The sequence below is a fragment of the Rhodanobacter sp. C03 genome, assembly GCF_002001175.1.
Taxonomy (GTDB): domain Bacteria; phylum Pseudomonadota; class Gammaproteobacteria; order Xanthomonadales; family Rhodanobacteraceae; genus Rhodanobacter.
This window is the reverse complement of sequence record NZ_MUNT01000005.1, coordinates 23,676-40,189: the sequence shown is the minus strand read 5'-3', so window position 1 is coordinate 40,189 and position 16,514 is coordinate 23,676. Positions and strand designations below refer to the sequence as shown.

The 16,514-nt window shown below is 64.7% G+C and carries 15 protein-coding genes; 12 read left to right on the top strand and 3 right to left on the bottom strand.

All coding sequences use genetic code 11. The annotated features are described in order from the left end of the window. Window positions 1-10: 10 nt before the first annotated feature. The 10 genes from B0E48_RS06995 to lpxK all read left to right on the top strand — a co-directional run bounded on the left by B0E48_RS06995 (window position 11) and on the right by lpxK (window position 10,056). Window positions 11-793 carry a succinate dehydrogenase iron-sulfur subunit gene (locus B0E48_RS06995; RefSeq protein ID WP_077517302.1) on the top strand — a complete coding sequence of 261 codons (783 nt, stop codon included), beginning with the start codon at window positions 11-13 and terminating at the stop codon, window positions 791-793. 103 nt (window positions 794-896) lie between these two features. After that, window positions 897-1,145, top strand: a complete 249-nt coding sequence (locus B0E48_RS06990; RefSeq protein ID WP_077517300.1) for a succinate dehydrogenase assembly factor 2 — start codon at window positions 897-899, stop codon at window positions 1,143-1,145. Next, a complete protein-coding gene (locus B0E48_RS06985; protein WP_077517298.1) occupies window positions 1,117-1,554 on the top strand; it encodes a protein YgfX in 438 nt (145 codons plus the stop codon). The genes B0E48_RS06990 and B0E48_RS06985 overlap by 29 nt, the downstream gene beginning before the upstream one ends. A 106-nt stretch (window positions 1,555-1,660) precedes the next feature. Next, the gene (locus B0E48_RS06980; RefSeq protein WP_077517296.1) at window positions 1,661-2,902 is read left to right on the top strand and encodes a lipoprotein-releasing ABC transporter permease subunit; all 1,242 of its coding nucleotides are present in this window, start codon (window positions 1,661-1,663) and stop codon (window positions 2,900-2,902) included. Window positions 2,903-2,909: 7 nt separating this feature from the next. Beyond that, a complete protein-coding gene (lolD, locus tag B0E48_RS06975; RefSeq protein WP_254423888.1) occupies window positions 2,910-3,623 on the top strand; it encodes a lipoprotein-releasing ABC transporter ATP-binding protein LolD in 714 nt (237 codons plus the stop codon). Window positions 3,624-3,741: 118 nt separating this feature from the next. Then, window positions 3,742-6,051 (top strand): DNA internalization-related competence protein ComEC/Rec2, encoded by a 2,310-nt coding sequence (locus tag B0E48_RS06970; RefSeq protein WP_077517292.1) that lies wholly within the window; start codon window positions 3,742-3,744, stop codon window positions 6,049-6,051. Between the two features lie 132 nt (window positions 6,052-6,183). Beyond that, window positions 6,184-6,840 carry a MotA/TolQ/ExbB proton channel family protein gene (locus B0E48_RS06965; RefSeq protein WP_077517658.1) on the top strand — a complete coding sequence of 219 codons (657 nt, stop codon included), beginning with the start codon at window positions 6,184-6,186 and terminating at the stop codon, window positions 6,838-6,840. Window positions 6,841-6,850: 10 nt separating this feature from the next. After that, window positions 6,851-7,282, top strand: coding sequence for a biopolymer transporter ExbD (locus B0E48_RS06960; RefSeq protein ID WP_077517290.1), 432 nt, complete (start codon window positions 6,851-6,853; stop codon window positions 7,280-7,282). Next, entirely contained in the window at window positions 7,279-9,063 is a 1,785-nt protein-coding gene (gene msbA / locus B0E48_RS06955) for a lipid A export permease/ATP-binding protein MsbA (RefSeq protein WP_077517288.1), read from the top strand. The genes B0E48_RS06960 and msbA overlap by 4 nt, the downstream gene beginning before the upstream one ends. A 9-nt stretch (window positions 9,064-9,072) precedes the next feature. Beyond that, window positions 9,073-10,056: a tetraacyldisaccharide 4'-kinase gene (gene lpxK, locus B0E48_RS06950; protein WP_077517286.1), complete on the top strand. Its 984-nt coding sequence runs from the start codon at window positions 9,073-9,075 to the stop codon at window positions 10,054-10,056. Here the strand turns inward: lpxK and hutI are convergent. From hutI to B0E48_RS06935, 3 genes are all read right to left on the bottom strand, one after another. Next, window positions 10,042-11,271, bottom strand: a complete 1,230-nt coding sequence (gene hutI, locus B0E48_RS06945) for an imidazolonepropionase (protein WP_077517284.1) — start codon at window positions 11,269-11,271, stop codon at window positions 10,042-10,044. The genes lpxK and hutI overlap by 15 nt on opposite strands. Before the next feature lie 25 nt (window positions 11,272-11,296). After that, complete coding sequence (locus B0E48_RS06940) at window positions 11,297-12,775, bottom strand: chloride channel protein (RefSeq protein WP_077517282.1); 1,479 nt, start codon at window positions 12,773-12,775, stop codon at window positions 11,297-11,299. Between the two features lie 125 nt (window positions 12,776-12,900). Beyond that, a complete protein-coding gene (locus tag B0E48_RS06935; protein ID WP_077517280.1) occupies window positions 12,901-14,460 on the bottom strand; it encodes a bifunctional GNAT family N-acetyltransferase/carbon-nitrogen hydrolase family protein in 1,560 nt (519 codons plus the stop codon). Between the two features lie 91 nt (window positions 14,461-14,551). Between B0E48_RS06935 and B0E48_RS06930 the strand changes: the two genes are divergently transcribed. Next, window positions 14,552-15,922, top strand: a complete 1,371-nt coding sequence (locus B0E48_RS06930) for a formimidoylglutamate deiminase (RefSeq protein ID WP_077517278.1) — start codon at window positions 14,552-14,554, stop codon at window positions 15,920-15,922. Window positions 15,923-16,042: 120 nt separating this feature from the next. Beyond that, window positions 16,043-16,447 carry a DoxX family protein gene (locus B0E48_RS06925; RefSeq protein WP_077517276.1) on the top strand — a complete coding sequence of 135 codons (405 nt, stop codon included), beginning with the start codon at window positions 16,043-16,045 and terminating at the stop codon, window positions 16,445-16,447. Window positions 16,448-16,514 lie beyond the last annotated feature (67 nt).

Genomic DNA, 16,514 nt, shown 5'->3' with positions numbered 1-16,514 from the left:
AGAGGCAACCGTGGCCGAGTTCACGCTACCCAAGAATTCCAAGATCCAGCCGGGCAAGCACTATCCGGCGAAGGGCGCAAAGAATCCGCGTACCTTCCGCATCTATCGTTGGTCGCCGGACGATGGCCAGAACCCGCGTATCGATACGTATGAGGTCGATCTGGCCGCGTGCGGCCCGATGGTTCTGGACGCATTGCTGAAGATCAAGAACGAGATCGATTCCACGCTGACGCTGCGCCGTTCCTGTCGCGAAGGCATCTGCGGTTCGTGCGCGATGAACATCGACGGCACCAACACGTTGGCATGCACCCGGGCGATCTCGGAATGTGCGTCGGGCGACGTGAAGATCTATCCGCTGCCGCACATGCAGGTGGTGAAGGATCTGGTGCCTGACCTGACCCATTTCTACGCGCAGTTCGCTTCGATCAAGCCATGGCTGCGTACGCAGAGCCCGGCACCGGATCGTGAACGCCTGCAGTCGCCGGAAGAGCGCAAGAAGCTCGACGGCCTGTACGAATGCATCCTGTGCGCATGCTGCTCGACCAGCTGCCCGAGCTACTGGTGGAACGGCGACAAGTACCTCGGTCCGGCGATCCTGCTGCAGGCCTACCGCTGGATCGTCGACTCGCGTGACGAGGCCACCGGCGCACGGCTGGATGATCTGGAAGATCCGTTCAAGCTGTATCGCTGCCACACCATCATGAACTGCACGCGCACCTGCCCAAAGGGTCTGAACCCGGCCAAGGCGATTGCCGAGATCAAGAAGCTGATGGTGGAGCGTCGTTCGGCCTGATCAAGCTGTACATGGTTCGACAACGACAGGCCGCCATGTGCGGCCTGTCGCGTTCTGGTACAGCGGCTACACTTGATGCTCATGGATACCGATCGAGTCAGTGATGGATGAAGCACGTCTCAAGCGCCTGCGCTGGCGCAGCCGTCGCGGCACCCGCGAACTGGATGCCCTGTTCGGCGGCTGGCTGGATGAACGCTTTGCCGACGCCGATGAAGCGCAGCAGCAGGCGTTCGACGAACTGCTCGATGTGCAGGATCCGGACCTGTGGGACTGGGTGATGGGTCATGCGCGCCCGGAACGAACGGACTGGCAGGTGATCATCGATGACATCCGCGCCCGCCATCGGCTTTGAATGCCGGCCGTCGCGCCTGCTGCGACGCATGTTGCTCGTGGTCGCTGCCCTGGCGGTGCTGGCTGTCGTGCTGTGCGCATTGGCGCTGTGGCTGAAATTGCTGTTGATCGTCGGCGTGCTGCTGGCGACCTGGCAATCCGCCCGCAAGGCGGCAGGTTCGCCGGTAGCGGCTGCCGGCTGGAGTGCCGACGACAGCTGGACACTGCATCTGGCTGATCACGAGGACGTGCCAGCCACCCTGGCTTCGTTCCGGGTGCTGGGTGGTTTCGTGTTGCTGCGCCTGCGGACCGCGGAGCAGGGTACGCAGGTGTTGCTGCTGGCACCGGACAACAGCGATGCGGATATCCGTCGTCGTCTGCGCATGCGGCTGGCGACGGTGCAACCGGGCGAGGCCGTGCCGCGGCTCTGATGGGGCCGACTTGCCGGCAACTTCGCCAACCCAGCGCGGTCTCACCGAATACCTGATAATGCCTGTCCGGGCGGCCCGCCCTGCGATCCCCACAAGCGACCCGCCCATGTTCCGACCGCTCGAACTCTTCATCGGCCTGCGCTACACGCGTGCCAAGCGACGCAACCAGTTCATCTCGTTCATCTCCACCGTATCGATCGTGTGCATCGCGATCAGCGTGATCGCGCTGATCACGGTGATGTCGGTGATGAACGGTTTCGATTACCAGATGAAGTCGCGCATCCTCGGCGCGATCTCGCATGCCACCGTGTCCGGTGTCGGCGAAAGCGTACAGGACTGGCCACGTACGTTGCAGGTCGCCGAGGCGAACCCGCATGTGCTGGGTGCCGCGCCCTACGTGGAAGCCGAGGCGTATTTGACTGCCGGTCGTTCCAGCGCTGCGCTGCTGCGCGGCATCGAGCCGACGCAGGAACCGAAGGTCGTCGACATCAACAAGCATATGGTCGAAGGCTCGCTGAGCGAACTGACCCCGGGCAGCTGGAACATCGTGCTGGGCCGGGACCTGGCGATGACGCTCGGTGTCAGCGTCGGTGACCGGGTGACGGTCATCGTGCAGCAAATGTATGCCACGCCGATGGGTGGCGTGCCGAAGATGCGCAGTTTCCACGTGGTGGGTCTGTTCGAACTGGGTATGGAGCAGTTCGATTCCGGTCTGGCGTTGGTCAACATGGGCGATGCCGAGAAGCTCAACGGTCTGAGCGGCCCCACCGGCATCCGCCTGCGTCTCGACGACATGTTCAACGCCCGTCCGGTGGCGCGCGAGCTGGCCGACAAACTGGGGCAGGTGTATCGGGTGCAGACCTGGATGGACACCAACGCGAACCTGTTCGCTGCGCTGTCGATGGAAAAGATGGTGATGTTCGTGATCCTGTCGCTGATCATCCTGGTGGCGGTGATCAATCTGATCTCGATGCTGATGATGCTGGTCACCGACAAGCAGGCCGACATCGCGATCCTGCGCACGCTCGGCGCCACGCCGCGCAGCATCATGGGCACGTTCATGGTGCAGGGCGTGCTGGTGGGGTTTGTCGGAATCGGTTTCGGCGTGGGTCTCGGCTCGCTGCTGTCGTGGAAGCTGCCGGGCATCATCAAATGGATCGAGCACACCTTCCACGTCACGTTCCTGTCGCCTGACGTCTACTACATCAGCGAGGTGCCGAGCCGGCTGGACTGGCACGATGTGGGCTGGACCGCATTGCTGACTTTCGCCTTCTCGCTGCTGGCCACCCTCTATCCCGCGTGGCGCGCTTCGCGCACGCAGCCGGCGCAGGCGCTGCGCTATGAATAAGACCGCCATGAACCCTTCCGCTACCGATCAATCCGGCGAAAACGTGCTGCGCGCCAGCCATGTCGCCAAGACCTACGATGAAGGCGGCCTGCGCACCGACGTGCTCAGCGACGTCAGCTTTACCCTGAAGCGCGGCGAGACGATGGCGATCGTCGGCGCCTCAGGCTCGGGCAAGAGCACGTTGCTGCACATCATCGGCGGGCTCGACACGCTGACCACCGGAGAAGTCGAGGTCGATGGTCGCGTACTCTCGAAGCTCTCCGATGCCGAGCGTGGCCGCGTGCGCAATCGCTCGCTCGGTTTCATCTACCAGTTCCACCACTTGCTGCCCGAGTTCACCGCGCTGGAGAACGTGTGCATGCCGCTGCTGATCCGCGGCACTGCGATTGCCGAGGCACAGCGCCAGGCCATGGTCCTGCTGGAACGGGTGGGTCTTGGCACGCGCACCCATCACAAGCCGTCGGAGTTGTCCGGTGGTGAGCGCCAGCGTTGCGCAGTAGCGCGTGCCCTGGTGACCAAGCCGGCCTGCGTGCTCGGCGATGAACCGACCGGCAACCTCGACGAAGGCAATGCCGCACAGGTATACGCGCTGATGCTGGAACTCAATCGCGAGATCGGCACCAGCTTCATCCTGGTCACTCATGACACCCGCCTGGCGGCGCGGATGGATCGCACCCTGGTGCTGCATAACGGCGTGTTGCAGGAAAGCCCGAAGGCCTGATCGTCGGCTATGCCGTGGCATTCGCTGCCTATGCGGCGAGTGCCTACATGCTTTTCATCCTTGATGTCGCTAGCGCCGCGCTAGGCTCGACCGTATCCACAATGGAACGGGGCGCGGCATGGCACGAGCGGTGGCAATCACGGCAGCATTGGCACTGCTGGCTGGCGTGCTGCTGGTGCAGTGGCTGCCGAGCCTGCCGCCGCGCTGGTGTCTGGGTCTGCTGTGGTGTGCAGCGTTGTTGCTGGCGTGGCATTGCCCGCGCTGGCGCTGGCTGGCGTGCGTGCTGTTCGGCATCGTCTGGGCGGCATGGCATGGAGCCGCGGCGATGGATGCACGCTTGCCGCGCGCACTGGAAGGTCAGGATATCGCTGTGATCGGCAGCATCATTGATCTGCCGCAGGATGGCAGCGACGCCAGCCGGTTCACGTTGCAGGTGGAGCTGGCCACGCTGGATGGCCATCCGATTGCATTGCATGGCCGGGTAACGGTGTCCTGGTATGACGATGCACCGTTGTTGCAACCATGCACCCGCTGGCAGTTGTTGTTGCGGTTGAAACGGCCGCGCGGTCTGCTCAATCCCGGAGTAGCCGACAGCGAGCGCTCGGCACTGGAGCGTGGCATCGTGGCCACCGGCTATGTGCGCGACGATCCCGGCAACACACGACTGGCAACTCCGCACTGGTGCGTCGATGGTGTGCGCGATGCGATCGCCCGCGGCATCGTTGCGCGGGTGCATGACCCGCACGATGCGGCGCTGTTGCGAGCGTTCTCGGTTGGCGATACGCGCGGGCTGGAACAGCGTGACTGGGAAGTCGCGCGTGCGAACGGGGTCTCGCACCTGATCGCGATTTCCGGCTTCCATGTCGGCGTGGCGGCGGTGTTCGGGGTCTGGCTGGCGATGCTGGCCTACGTGCTGTGCCCGCGGCTGGCACTGCGGCTGCCGCGCCCGCAGGCGCAGGCAGCTGGCGCGTTGCTGGTGGCAGGCATCTACAGTGCGCTGGCCGGCTTCGGCCTGCCCACAGTGCGCACCTTGCTGATGATCGCGGTGGTGGCACTGGCACGCTGCAGTCGGCGCGGCAGCAGCGGTGCGCAATCGCTGGCGCTGGCGATGATCGCGATCCTGCTGTTCGATCCGCTGGCAGTGCTGGCGGCGGGATTCTGGCTGTCGTTCGTCGGCGTGGCATTCCTGATGCTGTGCCTGCAGTCGCGCGGGCGCGGTTTGCGGGCGTTTCTGCATGAGCTGTCGGCCGGGCAGATGGTGATGACGGTGTCGCTGCTGCCGCTGACCTTGTGGTTTTTCGGGCAGGCCTCACTGGTGGGCGCGTTGTCCAACCTGATCGCGGTGCCGCTTGTCAGCTTCGTGATCGTGCCATGCGCGTTGTGCGGCATGTTGCTGCTGGGACTGTGTCCGCCGCTGGCCATGCCGGTGCTGTGGCTGGCCGCGCAACTGGCGCACGCGCAGTGGTGGCTGCTGGAACAGATGGCGTACTGGCCCGGTGCGCACTGGTATCTGCCGACCGTGCAACCGTGGGCCTTGCTGCTGGCGGTACTGGGTGCGCTGTGGCTGTTCCTGCCGCGCGGCATACCGTTGCGCTGGTTCGGTGTGCTGCTGTTCCTGCCGCTGCTGTGGCCACCGCGCCAGTTGCCAGCCGATGGCGCGTTCCAGGTCTGGGTGCTGGATGTGGGGCAGGGGCTCTCGGTACTTTTGCGCACTCGCGGGCACGCGCTGGTGTACGACACCGGCGCGCGCTATCCATCCGGTTTTGATCTGGGCGAGGCGGCCGTGCTGCCCTCGATTCATGCGCTGGGCATCACGCGGCTGGACATGCTGATGATCAGCCACGGCGACAACGATCATGCCGGTGGCGCCGAGGCGGTCGCGAACGCGTTCCCGCAGGCGCAGCGCTATACCGGTGAGCCGTTGCGCATGGCTCGGATGAAGTTGCCGATGCGCCAGTGTGTCGCCGGGCAAGCATGGCAATGGGATGGCGTCCATTTTCGCGTGTTGAGTCCAACCGAAGGCGGAGGCGATCGGGACAATGACAGTTCCTGCGTGCTGCTGGTCGAGGGCGGTGGCGGCTCCCTGTTGCTGACCGGCGATATCAGCTCGAAGGTTGAACCGCAGGTGGCCGCCGCGCTCGATCCGGAGATGCGACCGGTACTGCTGGTCCCGCATCACGGCAGCAAGACCTCCTCAAGCGCAGCCTTCATCGCTGCGCTGCAGCCGCCGCTGGCACTCGTTTCGGCGGGCTGGCGCAACCGCTTCGGACACCCGAAGCCGGATGTACTCGCTCGTTATGCCGACGCCGGCGTGCCGGTGTTCAATACCGCGGTGGAGGGGGCGATCCCGCTGGCCTTTCCGGCCGAGGCCCCGCCGCAGCGGGAGCCGGGCTGGCGCTGGCAGCAGCCACGTTACTGGCGGGAGTGACTTATGGTTTGCCACAAGTGGCGCGAGTGAGGCCGGGAATGCCACGCCTGCCGCAGTACGGCGGGGCGGGACTGCTATCATGCGCGCTTCCTGACAGGTCGTGCGACGGGGTCGAAAGTGCTGGAAATTCTGATGGCTGGCGGCTGGGCGATGGTGCCCATCCTGATCTGCTCGGCGGTCGCCCTGGCGATCGTGCTCGAGCGTTGCTGGACCTTGCGCCGCAAGTCGGTATTGCCGCCGGGCCTGGGTGACGAGGTGCGCGAGTGGGCACGTACGGGTCAGCTTGACCCGCGCCATCTGGAAACGCTGGCGAATGGTTCGCCGCTGGGCGAGTTGCTAGCCTCGGCGCTGGCCGTGCGCAGCCGCTCACGCGAGCTGATCAAGGAGCGCATCGAGGACACCGGTCGGCATGTGGTCCACCGGATGGAGCGTTACCTCAACACGCTGGGCACGATCGCGCTGATCGGCCCGCTGCTCGGCCTGTTCGGCACCGTGATCGGCCTGATCCGCATGTTCATGGAAGTGATGGCCGGTGGCATCGGCGATCCGGCCAAGATGGCCGGCGGCATCGGCGAGGCCCTGATCTGCACCGCGTCGGGCCTGACCGTGGCGATTCCGGCTTACGTGCTGCATCGCTATTTCCGTTCGCGCGTGGCCGGCTATTGCGTGGAGATGGAAAAGCAGGCGACGGCCTTGCTCGACGACCTGACCCTGTCGGCCGCCGCAGTACCAGCGCGTCCGCGCCGCGCGGCAGCAGCATCGGCGCCTGCCGCGCCGAGCGCCGGCTGAGCGCGCACCGATGCGTATCAGCAACGACCGCCGTGGCGATGATTTCGAGATCAACGTGATTCCGTTGATCGACGTGCTGCTGACCCTGCTGATGTTCTTCGTGCTGACCAGCACCTTCGTGCAGCACTCGCGCCTGCAGGTGACCTTGCCCAAGGCCAGCACGCAGGATCGCGACATGACGGCGCCGGCACTGACCATCATGATCGACCGCGACGGTCGCTACTACGTGGGCAGCGACGAGGTACTGGGCGAAGGGATCGAACCGCTCAAGCAGACCATTGCGCGCAATGCCGGCAGCGATCGCGAGCGGCAGGTGACGATCCGCGCCGACGCGATGACGCCGCATCAGTACGTGGTGACCGCGATGGACGCACTCGGCCAGCTTGGCTTCACCAAGCTGTCGATCGCCACCACGCCGAGCAAGCCAGGCGCGAATCAGTGAGCAGCCAGAAAGCCGGGGTGTGGGATGCCGATAGCTGGCGTGTCTACAAGCGCCTGCTCGGCTACTCGCGAAAATACTGGGCCATCGGCCTGATTGCGCTGGTCGGCATGATCCTGGACGGTGGCGGGTTGGCGATTTTTACCAACTTGCTGAGGCCGATGATCGACGATCTTTTTACCAAGAAGGACGCCTATCTGATTTTCTGGATGCCGATCTGGATCATGGGCATCTTCATCGTGCGCTCCTGCGGCACCTTCGCGAGCGACTACGGCATCTCGTACATCGGTCGCCATGTGGTGCAGACGATGCAGCACGATGTCTTCGCCGCCTACTTGAAACTGCCGGCCGCCTTTTTTGGCAAGGAACCGTCGGGTCAACAGGTTTCGCGCATCACCTATACGAGTGAGCAGGTTGCATCGGCGGCGACTGATGCCTTGAAAGTGGCGGTGACCGATGGCTGCACCGTGATCTTCATGTTGATGGTCATGTTGCACAACAGCGCCTACCTCACGCTGTCGCTGTTGATCATGGTGCCTGCGATCGCCGTGGTTGCCACGGTGGTCAGTCGGCGCTATCGGCAGATCAGCCGACGCATCCAGGGCAGCATGGGTTCGGTTACCGGCACCGTGGAAGAATCGGTGGGTGCGCATCGCGAGGTGCGTATCTACGGTGGACAGGTGCACGAGGCTGGGCGTTTCGACGAGATTACCCGGCACACCCGCCGGCTCAATCTGAAAATTGCGGCAACCAATGCGGCCTCCAGTTCCACGATCCAGATTGTGGCCGCGACGGCCCTGGCCGCACTGGTGTTTCTGGGCACGCGTCCGCAGGTCTTGAGCGAGATGTCGCCGGGCGTGTTCTTTGCCGTGCTCACGGCAATGGGCTCGATGATGCCTTCGCTCAAGCGCCTGACCTCCGTGCAGGGCAATATCCAGCGTGGCCTGTCCGCTGCCGAGGATCTGTTCGAGGTGATCGACTTGCCGCCGGAGGTCGATTACGGCAGCCACGAATTGGCACGCACGCGCGGCGATCTGCATTTCGCGGCAGTCACCTTGACGTATCCGCGCAACGACTTCGAGGCCCTGCGTGGCGTCGACCTGCATTGCGCGCCCGGCACGGTGACTGCGCTGGTGGGACGCTCGGGCAGCGGCAAGAGCAGCCTGGTCAGTCTGCTGCCGCGTTTCTATGCGCCTACGACGGGCCGCATCGTGCTGGACGATGAGGATTACGAGAGTTATACGCTGGCCTCGTTGCGCCGGCAGATCGCCTGGGTGGGGCAGAGCGTGATGCTGTTCGACGATACCGTGGCGAACAATATCGCCTACGGCGAGCTGGCCGGTGCCAGCGAAGCGGACGTCATCGCGGCCGCCGAGGCCGCCAACGCGATGGAGTTCATTGCACGCCTGCCACAAGGCATCCATACCCAGATTGGCCAGAGCGGCAACATGCTGTCCGGTGGCCAGCGCCAGCGCATCGCGATCGCCCGCGCGATCCTGAAGAACGCACCGATCCTGGTGCTGGACGAGGCCACCAGTGCGCTCGATACCGAATCCGAACGATTGATCCAGCAGGCGCTGCAGCGCTTGATGAAGGACCGCACCACGCTGGTGATCGCGCATCGCCTGTCCACGGTCGAGGGTGCCGATCAGATCGCGGTGATGGATCAGGGGCGCATCATCGAGCGCGGCACGCATGCCGAACTTTTGGCGCTCGGCGGCCAGTACGCGGCGCTGCACCGGATGCAGTTCCACGATCACGCCGATCAACAGGCTGGCGACTGAGGAGCACCGATGGCGCTGATCGATACGCTCGAATCAGCCTGGTACGGCGGTGGCCGCACTCCGTGGTGGACCTGGCCGTTGATGGTGCTCTATGGCGGCGTGATTCGCCTGCGTGGCTGGCTGTATCGATCCGGCGTGCTGCGCAGTGTGCGTCTGCCGGTTCCTGTCGTGGTGATCGGCAACCTCAGCGTAGGCGGTACCGGCAAGACGCCGTTGACCATCGCGGTAGTCGCAGCCTTGCGCGCCCGTGGTTACCGTCCTGGCGTGGTCAGTCGCGGTTATGGCGGCAGCCAGCGCGAGCCGATCTTGCTGGACGACGCACCGGATCCGGCGCGCGTCGGTGACGAACCCTGCCTGATCCATGCCAGCGGCGTACCGGTGGCGGTGGGTCGGGATCGCCCGGCAGCGGCCCGGTTGCTGCTCGACGCTGGCTGCAATGTGCTGCTCGCCGACGATGGCTTGCAGCATTACCGTCTGGCGCGCGACGTGGAGATCTGCGTGATCGACGGCATGCGCCGTTTTGGCAACCGGCGGCTGTTGCCGGCGGGACCGCTGCGCGAGCCGCTGAGCCGGTTGCGGCGCGTGGATCTGCGCGTCTGCAATGGTGGTGTCGCCGAAACCGGTGAATACCCGATGCAACTGCTTGGTGGCGACGCGGTGGCGCTGGATGACGGCCGGCGGCAATCGCTGGCCAGTTTCAGCGGTCAGTGCGTGCATGCAGTGGCGGCGATCGGCAACCCACGGCGTTTCTTCGACAGCCTGCGTGCGGTGAGTGTCGAAGTCATCGAGCATGTGTTTGCCGATCATCATCGGTTCGCCGCCGCCGATCTGGCTTTTGCGGAGGACCTGCCGGTGCTGATGACAGACAAGGACGCGGTGAAATGCCGGCAGTTCGCCCAGCCGCACTGGTGGCGGGTGCCGGTACAGGCCGAATTGCCGGTGGCCTTTGTCGATGCACTGATCCAACGCATCGACGCGTCAGATCGTCACTGACTCGCCGCCCACATAGACCTCGCGCACCATCGATCCGCCTATCCAGTAGCACAACTCGGCGGGGCGCTTCGCCTGCCAGACCACCAGGTCCGCACGCTGGCCGACCGCCAGCGTGCCGCGATCGTGCAGGCCGAGCGCGCGTGCTGCGTTGACGGTGACGCCACGCAACGCTTCCTCCGGCGTCAGCCGGAACAGCGTGCAGGCCATGCCGGCAGCCAGCCGCAGCGACAGCAGCGGCGAGGTGCCGGGATTGCAGTCGGTGGCGATCGCGATCGGCACATGGTGTTCGCGCAACAGCGCGATCGGCGGCAGCTTCGTTTCGCGCAGTGCGTAGAACGCGCCGGGCAACAGCACGGCGACGGTGCCGGCGTGCGCCATCGCCGCGATGCCGGATTCGCTCAGGTGTTCCAGATGATCGGCCGACAGTCCGCCGAACTCGGCGACCAGCGCGGCACCGTCCAGGTCGGACAGCTGTTCGGCATGCAGCTTCACCGGCAGGCCGAGCTGCCGCGCACGTTCGAACACGCGGCGGGTTTCCTCGCGGCTGAAGCCGATGTTTTCGCAGAACGCATCGACCGCGTCGACCAGGCCTTCGGCGGCAAGCGTCGGCAGCAGCTCATCACTGACCAGGGTCACATAGTCGTCGCGCCGATCCTTGTACTCCGGCGGCAACGCATGCAGGCCAAGGAAGCTGGTGCGCACGCTGATGCCCAGTTCGCGGCCGATGCGTCGTGCCACGCGCAGCATGCGCCGTTCGCTGTCCAGATCCAGGCCATAGCCGGATTTGATTTCCAGCGTGGTCACGCCATCGGCCAGCAACGCCTGTGCGCGTGGCAGCGACTGCGCGAACAGCGGCTCCTCGCGGGCAGCGCGGGTGGCGTTGACGGTGGAGACGATGCCGCCGCCGGCGCGGGCAATCTCCTCGTAGCTGGCGCCGTTCAGGCGCAGGTCGAATTCCCGTGCCCGATCACCGCCGAACACCAGATGGGTATGGCAGTCGATCAGCCCCGGTGTGACCAGCGCGCCGTCGAGCGACTCCACCGACAGGGCCAGCGTGTGTGGGGCTGCCGGCAGCGCATCCATGTGGTCGAGCCACGCGATGCGACCGTGATGCAGCGCGATGGCACCCTGTTCGATCAAGCCATAGGGTGCGTCGCCATCGAAGGTGGCCAAGGTGGCATTCAACAGCAACCGATCCCAGCGTGGTTCGCTCATGTTTTCGGTGACTCCGTGGCTGCGTTCATGGCTGGCTGGATGACTCATCGTCCAGGTCATCCTGCGGAGCGGCCGGTTCGTCGAAGGCGCTGGTATGGCCGACGTGCTGCAATGCCTCAGCTTCCAGTCTGGCCTGTTCGGTGCTTTCGGCATGCGCGGCCTGTTGCCGCTCGAAGTCCTGCACCATGCGCTCGGCGAAATCCTTGTACACCGGCGTGGGGCAGAAAAGCGACGCCGCCGCGCGGGCGAGCAGGCAGGCGGCCATGATCGGGATCACCATGTCCTGATTGTCGGTCAGCTCCATCGCGATCACCGCCGAGGTCAGCGGCGCACCGGTGACACCGGCCAGATAGGCGCTCATCCCCAGCAGCACCACCGATGCGGCCGGTACGTTCGGCAGGAAGTAGGCGATGTTGTGGCCGAGGCCGGCACCGACGGCCAGCGCGGGCGAGAAGATGCCGCCGGGAATGCCGGCCCAGTACGACACCACATTGGCCAGCAGTTTGGCGATGCCGAAACCCTGGCCCGGAGTGAGTGCCGCTTCCTGCACGAACGCCCGCGCCTGGTCGTAACCGGTGCCGTAGACCGTGTTGTGCGAGTACAGCCCGATCAGCGCCAACGCGAGTCCGCAGCCGGTGGCGAACAGCACCGGTGCTTGCGAACGCAGCCGGCCGATGTAAGCCAGTGGTCCGTGCCGGCTGAGCAGGATCAGTCGCGCAAACAATCCACCCAGCAGGCCGCAGATGACACCGGTGAGCAGCACCGCCAGCCAGGCATGACCCAACGGCAGATCGGCCTGCACTCTGCCGAAATAGGAATAGTTGCCCATGATGCCGAGTGACACCACGCCGCCGATGATCACGGCGGTCAGCAGCAGGCCACTGAAGCGATGCTCGAAGGTGCCGGCGAGTTCCTCGATCGCGAACACCACGCCGGCCAGTGGGGTATTGAAGGCGGCAGCGATGCCACAGGCACCACCAGCGAGGATGAAGCGCGAGGCGGCCTTGGGATCGGTGAAGCCGAAGCGGCGCCCCAGCCAGTGGAACAGCCCGGCGCCGACATGCACGGTCGGCCCCTCGCGTCCGATCGAGGCACCTACGGCCAGCGCAATCAGGGTCAGTGCCATCTTGCCGGCGGCAATCGGCAGCGACAGCATGCGCTCGCGAAAGCCCTCGTCCTCGATATGCAGGGTGCCGATCACCTGCGGAATACCGCTGCCGCGGGTGGCGCGCAAGCGACCCTCGGTGACCCAGGCAAGCAATCCGAACACGACCGGGGTCAGGATCAGCGGAATCCACACGCCATAGCTGAGGATGTGCTGGAACAGCTGATACGCCCAGGTGCTGGCCTTGGCGAACAGGATGGCTGCCAGTGCTACCAATATTGCGCCGGACCACAGGACGAGGCGACGTTTCCACTGGTGTGGCGCAAAGAATTCGTGGCCGAGCAAGGCCTGCAGGCGCGGGTTCGACGACTTCGATACCGGTTCGGGTGGCTCGGACATGGTGCGATTATCGCAGACGTCACCGACAGAGTTGTGGGAGCGACTTCAGTCGCGATGCTTCTGTACATTTTCAACCGAGAGCATTGCGACTGAAGTCGCTCCCACAGAAGCTGCTCTCCGCTGGCTCAACGTGGCCGCCAGCGCGTCTCGTACAGGTCGAAGCGGCGATCCTTGAGGTTCTGCACCGCGCCGGCGTTGCGCGCGCGGGCCAGGCTTTCCAGCCGCAGGTCGGCAAACAGCACGGTCTCGATGTTTGGCGTGGAATCGGCAGCGATGCCGTCGCGCGCGAACGGGAAGTCGCTGGGGGTGAGGATGCAGCTCTGGCCGTACTGGATGTCGAAGTTGTTGACGCCGGGCAGGTTGCCAACGTTGCCGGACAGCACCACGTAGCACTGGTTCTCGATCGCCCGTGCCTGCGAGCAGTAGCGCACGCGCAAGTAACCCTCGCGCACGTCGGTGCAGAACGGCACGAACAGGATCAGCGCGCCCTGGTCGGTAAGATGGCGGGCGACTTCCGGGAACTCGGAGTCGTAGCAGATCATCACGCCGATCGGCCCGCAGTCGGTAAGCACCGTCGCCGCGCTGTCGCCGCCGGTGATGTTCCACACGTTGCGCTCGCTTGGCGTGGGATGCAGCTTCTCGCGCTCGTGGATCGAACCGTCGCGCAGGCACACATAGCAGACGTTGTGGATGTCGCCGTTCGGCTGTTCGGTCGGATGCGAGCCGGCGACGATATTGATGTTGTAGTGCACCGCCAGATGGCTGAAGAGTTCCTTTACCTGTGGCGTGTACTGGCTCAGCTTGCGGATCGTGTCGAATGGCGAGAGCTCCTCGTTCTCGATCGACAGCAGTTGCAGCGTGATCAGTTCGGGGAAGGTAACGAAATCGGCGTTGTAGTCGGCGGCGATGTCGGTGAAGTATTCGACCTGGGTGGCGAATTCCTCGAACGACTTGATGCGGCGCTGCTGGTACTGCACCGAAGCCACCCGCACCGAGTCGGGCAGGCGCTGGGTCGATGGGATCGACGGCATGTCCGGATGATCAAGCAGGCGCGGATTGCGCCATACCAGGTGCACCGCATAACCGAGCGAATCGTAGTCGGACGGCACATAGGCGCGCAGCAGCCCAATCGTCTCGAAATCGTTGTTGAGCTGGAAGCTCAGGGTGAGATCGCGCCGCTTGCCTTCCACCACGGCCTGCACGTACGCCTCGGCGCTGCCGTAGCGCTGCATGTTCTTGGCCAGGCCCGGGATGCGTCCACCGAACACGATGCCGCGCAGCTTGAGGTCGATGCACAGGCGCTTGCGTGCTTGGTACAGCCGCTGGCCGATGCGCATGCCGCGGTAATCCGGATGCACCACCACTTCCATGCCGTACAGCCAGTCGCCGTCAGGCTTGTGGCGCGAGCCCATGCCGCCGCCGGTGATCTGCATCCATGTGTGCGGAGCCAGTGCGGTGGCCTCGTCGATGCGGAACGTGGCGCAGTAGCCGACGAGTGTGCCTTCGTACTCCACCACGAACTGGCCTTCGGGGAAGTGCGTCTGCTGGGAACGCAGCATCTCCGCCGAATGGCCCCATTCCAGGGTGTAAATTCGCCCGGTGAGTGCCACCAAGGCCGGTACGTCGGCAGGCGTCGCCTGGCGCAACAGCAGCTTGGGAGTGTGCTCATTCGTCTTCTTGGCCATGGGACGATTATGCATAGGGCGGCGGAGGCCCGAGTGAAGAGGATGTCATCAGCCCGGTTACACTGCGCTACACCGGAACGGGAGCAGGTTCATGAGTGATAGCGCAGCCATCCGCAGCTTCAAGGCCGGCCAGCTCTGGCAACCCGGCGGCTGGCACGCCGATGCCATGCTTGGCGTGGATGCGGGTGGACGTCTGGTCGAGCCTGCAGTGACTTCAGCCGAACCGTTGGGCGCATGGATCTTGCCTGGCATGCCGAACCTGCATTCGCACGCGTTTCAGCGTGCGATGGCCGGACTGGCCGAGCGCAAGGGCAGGGTCGACGACAGTTTCTGGAGCTGGCGCGAGACCATGTACGCGTTCGCCGCCGCCATCGGTCCGGACGAACTCAAAGCGATCGCCGCCCAGCTCTACGTCGAGATGCTCAAGGCCGGCTACACCCAGGTCTGCGAATTCCATTACCTGCATCACCAGCCGGACGGCACGCCGTATGCGCAGCTGGAGACGATGTCGCTGGCGTTGATCGAGGCGGCGCGCGAAGCCGGCATCGCGCTGACCCTGCTGCCGGTGCTGTACATCAGCGGCGGCTTCGATGGTCGCGCGCTCACCGCTCGGCAACGCCGTTTCGGTCACACCGTGGACGGCTATCTGCGTCTGCTGGAAACCTTGCGCCGGCATGAGAGTGACGATGTGCGCGTGGGCATCGCCTTGCATTCATTGCGCGCAGTGCCAGAGCAGGCGATGCGCGAAGTGCTTGCCAGCGACATGGCGAAAACCCGCCCAATCCACATCCACATCGCCGAGCAGATCGGCGAAGTGCAGGACTGCCTCGCCACGCGTGGCGCGCGACCGGTGGAGTGGCTGTTCGATCACGCCGACGTCGACTCGCGTTGGTGCCTGGTGCATGCGACCCATCTGACTGAGGCAGAGACCCTGCAGATCGCACGCAGCGGCGCGGTGGCCGGCCTGTGTCCCACCACCGAGGCGAATCTCGGCGACGGCTTGTTTCCGCTGGCCGCATATCAGGATGCTGGAGGTACGCTCGGCATCGGCTCGGATTCGCATATCTCGATCTCGCCGGTGGAAGAACTGCGCTGGCTGGAATACGGTCAGCGCCTGCAGACACGCCACCGCAATATCGCCGCGCGGCATGAAGGCGACAGCGTGGGTGAGACGTTGTGGCGTGCCGCGTTGCGCGGCGGCGCACAGGCTGCGGGTTTGCCGGTTGGCGAGTTGCGCGGTGGTGCGCGTGCCGACCTGATCGTGCTGGACGACAACTCGCCGCTGCTGGCTGCGCGTGATACTTGTTCCGTGCTCGACAGTTTGCTGTTCGCCGGCAACACGCCGCTGGTGCGTGACGTGATGGTTGGCAGCCACTGGCAAGTACGCGACTTCCATCATCACGATGAGGAGCGCATAGCGGCGCGCTACCGTGTTGTCGTGGCGCGCCTGGCAGGCGTGTGATCTGAAAGGATCCATGTCAGACATCGGACCTATGTCTGGCGACTGCGACTAGGTTAGATTGCGCTGGCAGTGCAGACCGTCGTGTCGACGGTTTTTTTCCATCGCGTCAGGAGAGTTCCCATGCAAGGTTCCGCCGATCTGGGCAAGTTGGTGCTACGCGTTGTACTCGGTGTGCTGATCCTGTTCCACGGTGTTTCCAAGCTGATGCACGGGCCCGGTTACGTGCTTGGTGTGGTGGCCCAGGCGGGTCTACCATCGATCCTGGCTTACGGGGTCTATGTCGGTGAGGTGGTGGCACCGATCATGCTGCTGCTCGGCTTCTGGACGCGGATCGGCGCGCTGATCATCGTGATCAACATGATCGTGGCGCTCGCCCTGGTGCATCTGAGCCAGCTGGTCTCGCTCGCCGATACCGGCGGCTGGGCGCTGGAACTGCAGGGCATGTATCTCGGTACCGCACTTGCCATCGGGCTGCTCGGCGCCGGCCGTTTCAGCATGGGCGGCAGCAACGGTCGCTGGAACTGACGGTTTCTGTTCAGGCGGCAGTGATCGAGATGAACGCCAACCATCGCCGGTTGGCGTTCGAGTCATC